Origin of the sequence: Crenothrix polyspora (genome assembly GCF_900163755.1) — a bacterium.
Taxonomy (GTDB): Bacteria; Pseudomonadota; Gammaproteobacteria; order Methylococcales; family Methylomonadaceae; genus Crenothrix; species Crenothrix polyspora.
Window position 1 is genome coordinate 1 of record NZ_FUKI01000159.1, and the last position, 15,771, is coordinate 15,771.

Annotated in this window: 11 protein-coding genes; 4 read left to right on the forward strand and 7 right to left on the reverse strand. The window is 42.8% G+C overall.

Translation table 11 applies throughout. The features are described from left to right. Nucleotides 1-197 precede the first annotated feature (197 nt). The 3 genes from CRENPOLYSF2_RS18640 to CRENPOLYSF2_RS15995 form a co-directional block, all read right to left on the reverse strand. The gene (locus CRENPOLYSF2_RS18640; RefSeq protein WP_140396885.1) at nt 198-1,316 is read right to left on the reverse strand and encodes a hypothetical protein; all 1,119 of its coding nucleotides are present in this window, start codon (nt 1,314-1,316) and stop codon (nt 198-200) included. Between the two features lie 590 nt (nt 1,317-1,906). Beyond that, nucleotides 1,907-2,956: a hypothetical protein gene (locus CRENPOLYSF2_RS15985; protein WP_087144951.1), complete on the reverse strand. Its 1,050-nt coding sequence runs from the start codon at nt 2,954-2,956 to the stop codon at nt 1,907-1,909. Between the two features lie 572 nt (nt 2,957-3,528). Further along, a complete protein-coding gene (locus CRENPOLYSF2_RS15995; RefSeq protein ID WP_087144953.1) occupies nt 3,529-5,577 on the reverse strand; it encodes a c-type cytochrome in 2,049 nt (682 codons plus the stop codon). Between the two features lie 548 nt (nt 5,578-6,125). Between CRENPOLYSF2_RS15995 and CRENPOLYSF2_RS18645 the strand changes: the two genes are divergently transcribed. The 4 genes from CRENPOLYSF2_RS18645 (at nt 6,126) to sufT (ending at nt 10,454) form a co-directional block, all read left to right on the forward strand. Beyond that, a complete protein-coding gene (locus CRENPOLYSF2_RS18645; RefSeq protein ID WP_140396886.1) occupies nt 6,126-8,006 on the forward strand; it encodes a hypothetical protein in 1,881 nt (626 codons plus the stop codon). Nucleotides 8,007-8,157: 151 nt separating this feature from the next. Then, entirely contained in the window at nt 8,158-8,868 is a 711-nt protein-coding gene (ubiG, locus tag CRENPOLYSF2_RS16010; protein ID WP_087144956.1) for a bifunctional 2-polyprenyl-6-hydroxyphenol methylase/3-demethylubiquinol 3-O-methyltransferase UbiG, read from the forward strand. Between the two features lie 294 nt (nt 8,869-9,162). After that, nucleotides 9,163-9,891, forward strand: coding sequence for an SDR family NAD(P)-dependent oxidoreductase (locus CRENPOLYSF2_RS16015; protein ID WP_087144957.1), 729 nt, complete (start codon nt 9,163-9,165; stop codon nt 9,889-9,891). Nucleotides 9,892-9,899: 8 nt separating this feature from the next. Next, nucleotides 9,900-10,454: a putative Fe-S cluster assembly protein SufT gene (sufT, locus tag CRENPOLYSF2_RS16020; protein WP_087144958.1), complete on the forward strand. Its 555-nt coding sequence runs from the start codon at nt 9,900-9,902 to the stop codon at nt 10,452-10,454. 160 nt (nt 10,455-10,614) lie between these two features. Here sufT and rimK read toward each other — a convergent pair whose 3' ends face one another. The 4 genes from rimK to CRENPOLYSF2_RS16040 form a co-directional block, all read right to left on the reverse strand. Further along, nucleotides 10,615-11,559, reverse strand: a complete 945-nt coding sequence (gene rimK / locus CRENPOLYSF2_RS16025) for a 30S ribosomal protein S6--L-glutamate ligase (RefSeq protein ID WP_087144959.1) — start codon at nt 11,557-11,559, stop codon at nt 10,615-10,617. Nucleotides 11,560-11,986: 427 nt separating this feature from the next. Then, complete coding sequence (locus CRENPOLYSF2_RS16030; RefSeq protein ID WP_087144992.1) at nt 11,987-13,249, reverse strand: EAL domain-containing protein; 1,263 nt, start codon at nt 13,247-13,249, stop codon at nt 11,987-11,989. 388 nt (nt 13,250-13,637) lie between these two features. Further along, nucleotides 13,638-14,354: a DNA polymerase III subunit epsilon gene (gene dnaQ / locus CRENPOLYSF2_RS16035; protein ID WP_087144960.1), complete on the reverse strand. Its 717-nt coding sequence runs from the start codon at nt 14,352-14,354 to the stop codon at nt 13,638-13,640. Nucleotides 14,355-14,441: 87 nt separating this feature from the next. Continuing rightward, a complete protein-coding gene (locus tag CRENPOLYSF2_RS16040) occupies nt 14,442-15,668 on the reverse strand; it encodes an aspartate kinase (RefSeq protein WP_087144961.1) in 1,227 nt (408 codons plus the stop codon). Between the last annotated feature and the right edge of the window lie 103 nt (nt 15,669-15,771).

The window sequence follows — 15,771 nt, forward strand, 5'->3', positions numbered from 1 at the left end:
CAGTTACAGCCACCGTTCGTGCTGAGCTTGTCGAAGCATGAACGGCACACTTCGACAAGCTCAGCACGAACGGTTTTTTAAAATTCACACTCGCCAAAATAAAATTGACTGAGTACTAACCATTTTAAAAAGATTAACCAACAATTAGTAATAATCTTCCCCTGCTAAAATTAACAGAGGAAGATCAAAAACCTCAGCTACGGTAATCTTTTAACCAATTTACTCGCTACTGCGCCTTCAAATGCTGCGTCAATAACACTGGGCATGGCGTTACTTGCTACCGGTATAGAAGCCGACCAACTGCCATTAGCGCTTACATTAGCCGAACCTAACACCGCTGCGTTATTCGCATTGCTGAGCTGCACAGGGTTAGCAAGTGCCGCATTACGCTCTGCCTGGGTGGATTTTGTTGCCCAAGTGATTTGACCAGAAACAGCAAGCTGTTGCACAGCGGTATTGTATACAGCACTGGCAATCACAGGTTCAGCAGTCGATTGCGCTATAACAACGGATTTGAGTTGTGGCAAAACCTTAACAATAATGTCGCTGGAAATAGAACGCTTATCTTGTTTTTTACCGGAGTTACTATGCGATTGCGCACAGACTTTAATTTTTATGGTTTTACCGGATACGCTTTTCGGTACTTTCCAAGTAACCACACCTTGTTCTGCTTGCAGCGTAGTATTATAACTTTCGGTAAACTTTGCACCGGCCGGTAAATTAGCACCCATGCTAATTTTACTGCCATCATCAGAAGCGGTTACACCCACTCTAAGAACCTGCCCTACATGAATTGTTTTTACACCCGGTGCGGACATGACTAATCCAGCAACTTGCTTAGACTTTTCTTTATGATTCTCCCTCTGCTCGTTATCATTTTCACCTTTCTCGTTATCATTTTCACCCTTACTGTTACAGGATATTCCAGTTGTTATAGGTTTTGGTTTTACTACCACAGGTTTAACGACTGGCTTTGGATTGACTACAGGCGGATTGACTACAGGCGGATTTACTACAGGTGGATTTACTACAGGTGGTTTTACTACTACAGGTGGATTTACTACAGGTGGTTTTACCACTACAGGTGGTGGTGCTTTAGATGCCAAGAAAGCAGCCAGACCGGCTTTTCCTGATGCTTTATCAGGAGTGCTGTTGCCATGACAAGAAGAACACGCAGGCGCATTATTTTGCGCCATAATGCTAGGTGTTGCCAACACATTAGCCGAAATAACCAAAGATGTTACTGTCAAAAAAGCCAGGCTTTTAAACTGATTGGCTTTAATCATTTTAGCTTTTAGCGCATTTTTTTTATTCATAACATAAACCTTTGTGCTTTAAAAATAACCCATTGCTGCTTTACAGCAGCCATTAAATGATTCATCTATTATTTAGACCCAACTGAGCTTGGTGTTTTTGAGCCTAGCTAATAATCAAACCAACATAATAAATATAAGCACAAACAATGCCAACTTATAACACGCTAATTAATAACATTATTTAATTTTAAAGCGCTTTTATTAGCCTACCTTAATTGCATACGCTGCAATAATGGTCTGCAAATTTGGTAGGGTTACCCCCATATCGTCACTGCCATTAAGTTAAGAAAAATCGCGTACGGGTGGGGTAAAGCTCAATGCCCAACTTATTTATTACCGTATGTTCCGCGTGGGCACGAAAAGCATGTGCCCACCCTATCGCTTGGTAATCGGGGCTATCAACTTAACGTGGGACAAAAAAACAATAACATTCAAGTAAGTTGGGCTGCCTGCTGTTTGGCAATCCAACATTTTACAAGGCCTTGGGAATATTGGGTTGAGAAAAGCGTTCAACCCAACCTACATTTTGTCCCGTTTTAAGTTGGTAGCCGTAATCGGAATCCTTAACTTAATGGCAGCGCCCCACACCGTTAATACTTTTTAACCAGCTTACTCGTTACCGCACCTTGAAACGTAGCATCAACAACACGGGGTACGGCTGCGCCAGACAGAGGTATAGACACCGACCAATTACCATTTAATTGAATACTGGCCACGCCCAAAAAAGCAGCGTTATTAGCATTAGTCAATTGCACAGAACCGGCAAGCGCCGCATTACGCTGCGCTTGGCTTGATTTTACCGGCCAAACCACTTGCCCAGACACCACCAGTTGTTGCAATACGGCGTTATACACTGCACTCGCAATCACAGGTTCAACAGTTGCCTGCGTTATGAAAACCGATTTGAGTTTTGGTAACACCTTAACCATAGCGTCACGCGCAACAAAACGTTTGTTTTGCTGTTTACCAGAACTCGTATTGGTATGAGTTTCGGCGCAGAATTTAATCGCCACAGTTTTGCCAGATACACTGCTCGGCACTTTCCAGGTCACCACGGCTTGTTGCACTTGCAGCGTATTATTATAAGTCTCGGTAAATTGCGCCCCAGAGGGTAAATTAACACCCATTGAAATTTTACGGCTATCACCAGACGCGGTTACGCCTAACGTAAGTGTCTGGCCTACATGGATAGTTTTTGTGCTGGGTGTCGATATAACCAACCCAGTGGTTAATTTATCGTCATCATCATCATTTTCACGCGCATAGTCTTTAGCCGCATCGCGACAAGACGTTGCTGTTACCGTGCATTTACCCTTTACCAACATTTTAGGTAACTGGCAAGCCGCTACTGTAGGTGGCTTTACCACCGGCGGTTTGAGTACACCGGCAACCCCTGGAATACCACTTTTATTATACGCCGCTGCAATACCGGCTTTAAGATTGGCCTTCTTTTCAGAACCAGATGCACTGGCATGGCACGTCTGGCAGCCTGCCTCGATATTAATACCCGCACCCGCTGCGGCAGCATAAATACCGTAAGTCGCCGACACATTAGCCGACATAAGCAAAGAAGTTACTGCTAAAAAAGCCATACTTTTTACCGGCTGTGCTTTCATTTTTAGTGCATTTTTTGTTTTCATAACCTTAAACCTCGTTGTCTCTAAATAACCCATTTCGATTGCTTAGGAACGTGTATGAAATAACGTGAGCAAGTTCATGCTTCGACAGGCTCAGCACGAACGGAAATGGCGTTTAAGTTGTTCAACTTATTTCATGCACGTTCCTTAACACGGCTGCTTCACTTAAAAAATAAGCGCGTATTTTTTAAACTTACACAATAGCTCAGCCGATATAAGAAATAAAGCACAAAATATGTCGAAATATAAGACATTAATTAGATTAGAAATTTATTTGTCGGTATACAATACTGGCAAAAATATCATCTTTTACACAAGAGGTGACAGTGCTTGCACAGACAGCAAAACAGAGGCGGACGCAGAAAGCGCCTGCACAAAATAACTAACGGCATTTTTTATAAAAATCCATTAAATGTAGACCGTAATGTACAAAACACACAACGGTCTACAGCTTTTAACAGCGGTGTAACCGGCTTACCAATCACACCACCTCTATCATTTAGCACTTACCGTATATCGATTATGGCTAAACCCACAACACTACACACTGAATAACAATGAATTATTCAACAACATTACGGCAATTTTTTAACCATAACAGTTACCACTTTGCCATTAAATGTCGCATCAATAACACGCGGCATTAAAGCACTGGACAACGGTATAGCAACAAACCACTTGCCATCCGCTTTCGCTTTTACTGCGCCCAATAAGGCAGCATTATGCGCATTACTCAGTTGTATCAACTGAGCGCCAGATTTTTTACGTACTGCATTGACTTTTTGTGCCGACAATTTAACTTGGCCAGACACTTCAAGACGCTGCATTGCTGTGTTGTAAACCGCACTAGAAATAACATTTCTACCAATAACAGGCTCTGTAACCAAAGTAGATTTCAGCTCAGGTAAAACCTTAACTAATACAGTTTTAAAAACAAACTTCATGTCTTTTTTACTATAACCACCCTCATTGTGCGCTTCAGCACATAGTTTGATTTTTATGGTTTTGCCAGATGCACTCTTCGGCACTTTCCAACCCAACATACCTTGGTGCAACTGTAGATCGCCATTATAACTTTCTGTAAAACGTGCACCTTTAGGTAAATTAACACCCATTGCTATCTTGCGTTCATCGCCATACACCACCATACCTAAATTAAGCACTTGTTCCGCATGGATAGCTTGTGTAGTTGGCACTGCAATCACCAGTTTGGCTTTATCGCCATGTTCTGCACGCTCGTATGCTTCATGCTGCTCATGTTCAAATTTCTTAAAAGCATCATCACATGATGTAGTTGTTAAAGCACACGCACCGTTAATTAACATTTTAGGCAATACACACGCCACTGACGGTATTACTTCGCACACCCCTTCTGCATTCATAGTTTCACCCACTGAACACGCCGGTATTACACAGGCGTTAGTAGCTACATTAAGTACTTCAGGTTCTGTACAACTCACAGGCTCTACCACTGGCGTTACACATGTATTGGTTGCTGCATCTAGCACTTCAGGCTCTATACAACTCACAGGTTCTACCACTGGCGTTACACATGTATTGGTTGCTGCATCTAGCACTTCAGGTTCTGTACAACTCACAGGTTCTACCACTGGCGTTACACATGTATTGGTTGCTGCATCTCGCACTTTTGGCGCTGTACAACTTACAGGTACTACCGCTGGGGTTACACACGTATTGGTTGCTACATCTCGCACTTTTGGCGCTGTACAACTTACAGGTACTACCGCTGGGGTTACACACGTATTGGTTGCTGCATCTCGCACTTTTGGCGCTGTACAACTTACAGGTACTACCGCTGGGGTTACACACGTATTGCTCACCGCATCTCGCACTTGCGGTGCTGTACAACTCACAGGTACTACAGCACATACGCCGGATGCATTACGCACTTGCCCTGTTGGACACGCAGGTGTTACACACGTATTGCTCGCCGCATCTCGCACTTGCGGTGCTGCACAACTCACAGGCACTACGGCGCATACGCCAGATGCATTACGCACTTGCCCTGTTGGACACGCAGGTGTTACACACGTATTGCTCGCCGCATCTCGCACTTGTGGTGCTGCACAACTCACAGGTACTACGGCGCATACGCCAGATGCATTACGCACTTGCCCTGTTGGACACGCAGGTGTTACACACGTATTGCTCGCCGCATCTCGCACTTGCGGTGCTGTACAACTCACAGGTACTACGGCGCATACGCCAGATGCATTACGCACTTGCCCTGTTGGACACGCAGGTGTTTTACAAGTGTTAGTAGCGGCATCACGTACTGCTGGTGAAGTACACACAACAGGGAGAGGCGCAACAGAAAGATTCGCCGCCCCACCTATCTCAGCGGCAATCGCGTTAAGCTGCGTATCACTCAAGCCAACTAAACCCGCCATCATAGGCACACCACCTACAATAGCCGATTTAATCTTAGAAGCACTGCCGCCCGTTATCGCTTTGGGGGCAATAACTGTTCCGGCACCACTTGGACCATGACAAACCGCACAATCTCCCGCATAAGTACCAACAACAGCATTTGCATTTCCTGAAAAGACGAAAAAAGCAAGCATTACCCAAAAAATAGAAAAAAAACTTTTTAACCTATTCATTTTGTGCATAACACCTTCTTAATAACATTTTTTTTGTTCATAACTCAGCCCTTCGTTTTGTTTAAAAACATAAAAATTATCGTTTTACAACGATACTTAATAGCCTTAACCAGAGCACAAGCTTATAAAACAACCTTACTTTAAGCCCATACGCCAGTCTAGCTGTCCAAAAACAAAGCACAAACCACGCCATAATGCAAAATACATGACTATTAATGATAATATTTTTACAGTACCGTAAAATATCATACCAAAATTGCAGTCGCTGCAACTTTGGTATGCAAATTTGGTATTACTTTAAAAAATTGGAGACTTGTTTAAAAAGCTGGCTACCCGTGTGCAAGCTAATGTAGGTTGGGCTGACATTCAAAGGCGTATCGAAGCCCTGATGTTGGATTTCATTCTACTCAACCAACTGATGGCCAGTTGAGTTCATCTTATATTTTTGTCACAATTATTTTTTACACTATCATTCATATTGTATTCATATTTGCCATGATAGTATAAGAATTGTAAATACTCTAAATCTAAAAATAAGGGAATATATCATGTCTGAAATATCAACTACCTCCTTCACTTCTTCTCCTGATCAGATAAACTTTAAAAAAATCCCACTGCCTGAGCAATCTTTTAAACAGCTTATCGATCAAAATAGCTCTATAAATTGGAATTTAGAATGGCTAGATAGCACCATTTACTACTCCTTTGATACTAATAATCTTTTACTTGAATCTAATTACCCACCTGTAACATTTAATGGCTCACAGATAAATGCGGTCAACACCATATTGAATCAGGTTACACAAATTACCGGCATTCATTTTACTGAAACAAAAAATGCCAACATCGTGAATTTTCACTTTGCCGCGTTTAATCTGCCCGAAAGTTACTCTCTCACAACCAGCTATCCCATTGAGAAAGGCAATATCTTTATCTCTCTTCATAATCCAGATTCGGCCAATGCTAATAAAGGCACACCAGGCTATTCATCTTTGCTAAAAGACATAGGTAGTGCGCTAGGATTAGCAGCTCCTGATTCACCAACTGATCTTCAAACCGTAATGGATGGCTTTTGGAACAGTGCAATAGAAACAGCATTTCAAAAAGACGACATAAAAGCACTGCAATGGATTTATGGCCGTGATGGCTTAAGAGGTAATGGACATTATTTATCTAACGACCCACCCAGCTCTGAATTCTCTTACATTACAACAGCAGAAGATACCGCTTACACATTCGGAACCGATTCATTTACTTTTGTAGATGACGATGATATTGAAGACAGCCTACAAGGTATACAAATTATTACTTTACCCACCGCAGGCACGCTCACCTTAAACAATACTGCCATTAAAACCAACCAAATTATTCACCTTGCTGACCTTAATACAGGCGCACTCAAATTTATACCTGCTGCTAATGCGTATGGAGAAGATTACGCCACATTTACTTTCCTCATCAGTGATGGCATTAATGCTTCTGAAGAAGCTTACGACATGTCAATTAGTGTATCGTCAGTAATAGATCATTTGAACATCAACGGCGGTAAAGGTAACGATAGTTTAATAGGCGATAAAATTGATACCAATACTAACGATACCCTATCTGGCTTGTCGGGAAATGATACCTTAATGGGCAAGGGGGGTAACGACAGACTACTGGGTGGAGATGGTAATGACATACTCAACGGTGGTATGAGTAATGATATATTGCTTGGCGGTAATGGTTCAGATTGGGCTTATTACAGCACAGAAAAATCAGGAATTAGCGTTAATTTATCGCTAACTAAAGCTCAAAATACTCTGAGTGCGGGTTTTGATACACTGATTAAAATTGAAAATCTATCTGGCAGCCACTACAACGATAAATTAATTGGCAATAAAAGCGATAACACGTTAAAAGGTAACAATGGTCAAGATGTCTTAATAGGCGCTACAGGTAAAGATACTTACATACTAACAGAAGGCGTAGCCGCCACAGATACCGTGCGTATTACCCTTGGTGACAGCAGTATCAAAAACTTCGATAAAATCATAGATTTTAAACTAAGTGCTACTTCCACATTGCTCACCGCTATCGATAAACTGGATTTACCCAGTCATCATATCGCTGCTAATATAGTACGTGACGATGGCAAAGATGCAGGCGATATTCAAAGCCATCATATCAATAAGGGCCTTATTAGCTTTGATAATGTCGACCGCTATGCAGGCGCTATTACGATTGATAAAGCCAATTTCAATTCGGTAATTAACTACCTGCAAGCTAATATTACTGATGCCGGTGAGACCGTTGCTTTTCATTCTGGCGGAAGCACTTATGTATTTCAAAATCAGGGAACAAGTGACACCTTGGTTCAACTGATAGGCGATACTGCCAAAGGTTTAACTAACACGGGACATTTGCTAGACGGCATTTGGTTAACATAACAAAAGCTGCTGCTATCATCAGCAAAAATCTACTCCGCTATTTTGCTAGGATTGGTTGCATAAATCCTAGCGTTTAACATCAACCAGATCAATCCATGACGAACCACGACAGGTATAGTAAACTATGACGGCTTAACTCAGGACTTATACCATGACCGCAAAAGAAAACGTTTACTTGGACGAAATCAACAAATTTGGCTCAATGGCTGAGCGTTGGTGGGATTTACACGGCGAGTTTAAAACCTTACACGATATTAATCCCTTACGACTTGCCTTTATTGAACGTTTTGTCAGCTTAACAGGTCAACGCATTGTTGACGTTGGCTGCGGCGGCGGTATTTTAACCGAAGGTTTAGCCAAACACGGCGCTGATGCTTTAGGTATCGACTTGAGCGAGGAGTTAATTGACATTGCCGATTTACATGCACTGGAATCTGGGATCGTCACCCACTACCAAAAAATCAGCGCAGAAGACTTGGCTGAACAACAACCTGACAGTTTTGATCATGTGACCTGCATGGAAATGTTGGAGCATGTCCCCGATCCCGGCTCGATTATTTCGGCCTGTGCCCGCATGGTAAAGCCTGGCGGCATGGTGTTTTTTTCCACACTTAACCGCCAACCCAAAGCTTACGCGCTCGCTATTGTCGCAGCTGAGCATGTGCTAAGAATGCTGCCTAAAGGCACGCACGATTATAAAAAATTTATTAAACCTTCCGAATTAAGCCAGTCCGCACGCGCAGCAGGGCTTGAATTGCAAGGTATGGTAGGTATTGAATACAACCCGTTTAACAAACGCTTTAGCCTTGGTAAAAACATCGATATTAATTATATTGCAGCTTACAAACGCACAGATGACTAGCTTAAGTTACCAAGGAACGCGCATGAGCAAGTTCGTACTTCGACAGGCTCAGCACGAACGGGAGTGGAGTTTAAGTTGCTCACCTTATTCATGCACGTTGCTAATCTAAAATGCGACTGTAACACAGCCGCCATACATGTGTTTTTGTAATCATTCAGTCCCCCTCTTTGAAAAAGAGGGGTTAGGGGAGATTTATTAGAAAAATTCCCCTCAGTCCCCGTTTTCAAAGGGGGAAGTGAATACTTACGTATTTTTCAGTGTGTACTAATCTTTAGCATTTACGGCAACTGGCTTATGTTATTAAATAAAAACGTTATTTTGATTACCGGTGCCGGTGGCGGTGTAGGCAGCGTGGCTGCGTTAACGCTAGCACAAGCAGGGGCACATATTATATTGCTCGATAAAAGTATCGCTAAACTAGAAAAAATCTATGATGCGATTGTCGCCATCGGCGCACCCGACCCCATTATGTATCCGTTTGATTTAGCAGGTGCAACCGAGAGTGATTACCTTGAATTAGCCGAGCGCATTGACACCAGCTACGGTTTATTACAAGGTTTATTGCACTGTGCAGTAGAATTTATTGCCTTTACCCCAATGGCCTTATTAGACACCAAAGACTGGGGGCACAGTTTAAATGTTAATTTAAATGCACCATTTTTGCTCAGCCGTGTTTTATTATCGGTACTGAAAAAAAGCAAACACGCCTCTATTGTCTTCGTCTCCGACTCGGCCGTTAGAAACGCACAGGCTTACACAGGCGCGTATGGTGTCTCTAAAATTGCACTGGAAGCTTTGGCTAAAATTTTGGCAGAAGAACTGGAATCCTCGCAAAAAATACGCGTGAATACCTTAATACCAGGGCCTGTGGATTCGCCACTTAGAACCCGTGCATTTCCAGGTGAAGACAAAGCCGAATTACCGCCTGTAACCTCATTAGCAGGGGCTTTTTTATACTTATTTGGTGAGGCCAGTATTGGCGTTACCGGCCAAACTATTAACGCACAAACCTTACATTTATAATTACGATTATGGCAGAAAGAGAAGATGTCGTTTTAACCCGTGACGTTAACGTCATTACAGTTCCAGAGGGCAACACCACTACTTTAACCAAAGGCGCTATTGTTACCATACATCAGGCTTTGGGCAATAACTATACCGTGGTAACCGATTATGGCCATATGGTACGTATCGCGAGCGAAGATGCGGATGCACTGGGTAAAGAGTCGCATCAATTACATACGCTAGTCACAGAAACCAGTGCCGAAGCGGTTGAGCAAAATTGCTGGGAAGTGATGAAAACCATTTATGATCCCGAGATTCCGGTTAATATTGTGGATTTAGGTTTGGTGTATTACTGCAATGCCAAGCCGTCAGAAGTGTACACAGATCAAAATAATGTCCATGTTATTATGACGCTAACCGCACCCGGCTGTGGCATGGGGCCAGTTATTCAGGGCGATGTTGAAAAATCTATCCGCGCCTTGCCTGGCGTTGACAAGGTTGAAGTCGAAGTCGTGCTTGATCCACCGTGGTCAAGAGAAATGATGTCAGAAGTGGCACAATTGCAATTAGGCCTGTATTAAAAATTAGTGTTTTAAACACGTAGGGTGGTTTCAGGTTAAGCCGTTCGTGGTGAGCCTGTCGAACCATGATCGGCTTAACCATCCACCCTTCGACAGGCTCAGACCGAACGGTTAAGCCTTACACCGTGCCTCGCCTTAAGTAGGTAGCCAACTTTAAAACTTAGCCTTTACCGCGCGTCCGTGTTCGCGTGGGCGCTTGCCCCGAAGCATCTTGTTTGACAGCTTCCAATGACTTAAGGCGATTTTCAATAAACTGAATAATCATATCGGCAATGTTTTTACCGCTGGCCGCTTCAATACCACGTAACCCAGGTGACGAATTAACTTCCATAATTACCGCGCCGTGATTAGAACGTAACATATCCACACCACAGACATTCAAACCCATAATTTTTGCTGCACGCACAGCAGTTGCTCGCTCTTCTGGGCTTAATCGCACCAAGCTGGCCGAGCCACCCCGATGCAAATTAGAACGAAACTCACCCGGTGCGCCTTGGCGCTTCATAGAGGCCACCACTTTATCGCCAACTACAAAGCAGCGTATATCACTGCCATCAGCTTCTTTAATAAACTCTTGCACCATAATATTGGCATTTAAACCCATAAACGCCTGGATGACACTTTCGGCAGCGTTGTGAGTTTCTGCCAATACCACGCCTATTCCCTGCGTACCTTGCAAGAGCTTAATCACTAACGGCGCACCGCCCACTTGCGCAATCAAATCCGAAATATCGTCAGGATTATGCGCAAAACCTGTGACGGGTAAACCAATGCCTTTACGTGCCAACAATTGAATAGATCGCAATTTGTCGCGTGATCGGGAAATGGCCACCGATTCATTTAACGGATAGACATTCATCATTTCAAATTGCCGTAAAACAGCAGTACCATAAAATGTGACCGATGCGCCAATACGCGGAATAACCGCATCAAAATCGGTCAATACCTCACCGCGATAATGAATCGACGGATTATAAGAGGTGATATTCATATAACAGCGCAATACATCTAATACTCGTACTTCATGGCCACGCGCTTCCGCCGCTTCAACCAGCCTGGCAGTAGAATACAGCTTGGTATTACGGGACAATATGGCGATTTTCATAAAAGTTTGCTCTAGGGGGCGGGTAGCGGGTGTTATCTGTTTATTTGTTGTTAATTTTTAGTACACAGACAACAGAGGGAATACTCACAGCAAGGGTAATTTCATGAATCTAAAATCTGACACACCTGACTTTATATTAAGAAAATCATACACTACACAGCTGAACGACTGACAATGTAACGTATTTGTCATATGCCAATAAGCTTAATTAACACCAAAACCTACACACTTTATTTTAAACATAGCTGTCCTGTATTCAACGTCTATACAAATGTAAGATTAAGTCGCGGTATTATACGTCCGATGGCTATTTATTGTAGGCAGTTTGTTTGGTATTTCACCACATTTTGACATTAATGCATTACTTAGAAAATACGACAGCGCAATACTCTGTGGCGTAGTCATGTTGAGTGCAATAGTGCATGAATTATAAGTAAGTTCGACTTAATAAAGGGTCAAATAATAACTTGGGTCTGCCGGTTAAAAAACCCTGTGCATAATCAACACCCAGTAGCTTTATTTTTTCTAATTGCTGGGGAGTTTCTATACATTCTGCAATCGTTTTTTTATTAAACAGCTTGGCTGCTGAGGTAATAAAGTTAACTACCAGTTCAGAATAAGGATCAGTTAAGACATTATTGATAAACGCGCCATCTATTTTCATAAAATCGACATTAAATTTCGATAAATTAGCCAGATTACTAGAACCCATACCAATATCATCCAATGCCAATTGACAACCTAACTGATTTTTTAACGCATGCATAAACTGTATGGCTTGGGGATAATCGCGATCAATCACCGTTTCGGTGATTTCAAAACACACTTGCTCTGCGTTAACACCGTATTTTTTAAAAGCATGACTAACAATATCTAAAAATGCGGGAAAGCGTACAGTAAAGCCAGAGATATTAATAGAGTACACCACATCATCGTGTTTATTCTGTTGCATATAACGGCAAAACTGCTTAACGACATATAAATCAATGTCACGCCCCACATGAAATAGATTAGCGGTCTTTAAAAAGTGATAATCGGAATTTACTGCGCCATCTGGCTCTTTGTAACGCACCAAGACCTCTGCTTTAGGCTCCATCAACGCTTTATTAAGCGGAACTATCGGTTGCGCATACAGTAAAAGCGTATTATTACTCAAACCGGCTTTTAAAACAGGTATGCGCTTGAGTGCATCATAATAACTGTGAAAGACCGGCGCATTATGATCGATCACTTTCACTGCATTATTGCCTGTACGTCTGGCTTGGTAGAGTGCTTCATCCACCGCCGTGAGTATTTTTTCTGGCACGCGATATTTTTCTGATAAAGCGATAACACCGGTAATTATTTTCGGATAATACGGGTGTGGACCAATGTTAATACACTTGTCTTCAAAAAACACCGTTAATTCTTCAGCGATTTCAACGCAGGTTTCAACCGGCAATTTAGCGATAATACCAAAACGATTCCAACTGAGTTTACCCATGTAAGAATCGGGCAAATGACCAATTTTGCCAAAAATTAACCGTTGAATAGCACTGATTAATTCCTCTTCTCTGGCCATGCCTTGCAATAGGCTGGTAATTTGCAGTGTATTATTGATTTCTATGTAAATTAGAGTGTAATCAACAAGGCTATTTTCTGAAATTTTTTTAAGGGTCTCAATAACGCGAGGGCGGGTTAATAAATCCATGAGCTGGCCTGTAAACGGTGTATTATCCTGTTGAAAATACAGACACATTTCATATAAACCATACAATCCATTTAAGATAAATAGCTAGGGTGTCTAACATTAATGTACCGGACAGGCCTTACTGTAGCTGGCGTACTATCACAGTACGCTTAGTGTATTCCTATTTTGGATTGATTGAAATGAGACGAACACCACAATGCTATAAAAGAGGATTTTAAGGCATTACAGCACAGGAAATTTTTTGTCCTTTAGGCATTTGTGATTTTGTATATTAACAAAGAATCAATTTCACAATGACCAAATAGTCACCCTATTCGCACTGTCAGCACATTAAAAACACATGTTCTCTTTCTTGCTGCGGCACTAAGCTGTAGACAAAAAAACTACTTTACTGCCACAAACACTGCCCACTGGCTTTTTGAATAGCCTCCAAGCGCTGCTGATGCTCTTGCAACTCCTGTTCGCCACAACGAATAATTTTTAATACTGGCCGATTGGTTGCAAGATGCTTGACGGTATGTTGCTGGCTGGCTGCCGTGTCATCGGCTCGAGACTCATCGAGCAAAGAAATCTGCCCACCGGTCATCAGCAAAAACACTTCAGCCAGAATCTCCGCATCCAATAACGCACCGTGCAATTCACGGTGGCTGTTGTCGATGTTATAGCGTTTACACAACGCATCCAGGCTGTTACGTTGCCCTGGGTGTTTTTTGCGGGCGTAAGCTAAAGTGTCAAATACCGTGCTGTATTCGCTAACATCACCGTGCTTAAGCTTGGCAAACTCGTGGTTGATAAAACCCACGTCGAAAGGCGCGTTATGGATAACCAATTCCGCACCTTTTATAAAAGCGATAAATTCTGCCGCAATTTCATTGAAACGCGGCTTATCTACTAAAAACTGACTGGTAATACCGTGGACGGCAACCGCACCGTCATCAATGACACGATCAGGGTTGATATAAACGTGAAAACGCTTACCGGTTAAGCGCCGATTAACCAGCTCCACGCAACCAATTTCTATAATACGATGGCCGTCTTGTGGATTTAAACCAGTGGTTTCGGTGTCAAGAACGACCAGGCGCGGATTGGAATCGGTTTTTTGCATGGACTATTTTGGCTTATAAAACATGGAAATACAGTACCGAAATACTTCGTAGCGTAAAGACGCATGGCTACGTCTCTACATTTACAGCTATACAGCGCTGTCTTGATCTAACTTAAACGCGGCATGTAACGCCCGTACCGCAAGCTCCATATATTTTTCATCAACGACCACCGAAATTTTAATTTCCGATGTAGAAATCATTTTGATGTTAATGCCCTCAGTTGCCAAGGTCTTAAACATGGTGCTGGCAATACCGGCATGAGAACGCATCCCGACACCGACAATAGACACCTTAACAATGCCTTCATCACCCATCACTTTTTTAGCATTTAATTCAACACAGGTTTTATCCAATGCTGCTTTGGCACGCGCGTAATCATTACGATGTACAGTAAAAGTAAAATCGGTGGTGGCATCGTCGGCGACATTCTGAATGATCATATCGACTTCGATATTGGCATCAGCAATCGGGCCTAAAATTTTATACGCCACACCGGGTAAATCCGGCACACCGGAAATGGTGAGTTTTGCTTCGTCTCGGTTAAAAGCAATACCAGAAATTAAAGCACTTTCCACAGCTGAATCCTCGTAAGTAATGAGTGTGCCACACCCTTGTGTAAATGATGATAATACGCGTAACTTAACGTTGTATTTGCCGGCGAATTCCACCGAGCGGATTTGTAAGACTTTAGAACCCAAGCTGGCCATTTCCAGCATTTCTTCAAAAGTAATGCGATCTAAGCGACGCGCTTTGGGCTCTACGCGCGGATCAGTGGTATACACACCGTCCACGTCGGTATAGATATGGCATTCATCCGCCTTAAGCGCCGCTGCCAAAGCTACAGCGGTAGTATCAGAGCCACCACGTCCCAGGGTCGTAATGTTGTTATCTTCATCAACGCCTTGAAAACCCGCCACCACCACCACTTTGCCGTCATTAAGATCAGCCATGATGTTATGGTTTTCAATGTTGAGGATACGCGCCTTGGTAAATGAGCTATCAGTTAAAATTTTAACCTGGCTGCCGGTATAAGATCGTGCAGGACAACCCAGTTCTTCCAACCCCATGCTTAACAGCGCCATCGTCACTTGTTCGCCGGTGGATACCAGAGTATCCAATTCTCTGTCATTGGGTTGCGGCTGCATGTGTTTGGCAAGACCAATCAGACGGTTAGTTTCACCGCTCATGGCAGAAACCACCACCACAATTTTATCGCCTAGATCGTGGGCTTTTTTAACTTTTTCAGCGACCATCTTGATACGTTCCACCGAACCTACCGAGGTGCCGCCAAATTTATAGACATACAGTGCCATTGTTATCCTATTGTTTTGGGTTTTTATTTTGGGTGCGTGCTGCTAATGAACGTGCATGAAATAACTTGAACAACTTAAACGCCACCACCGTTCGTGCTGAGCC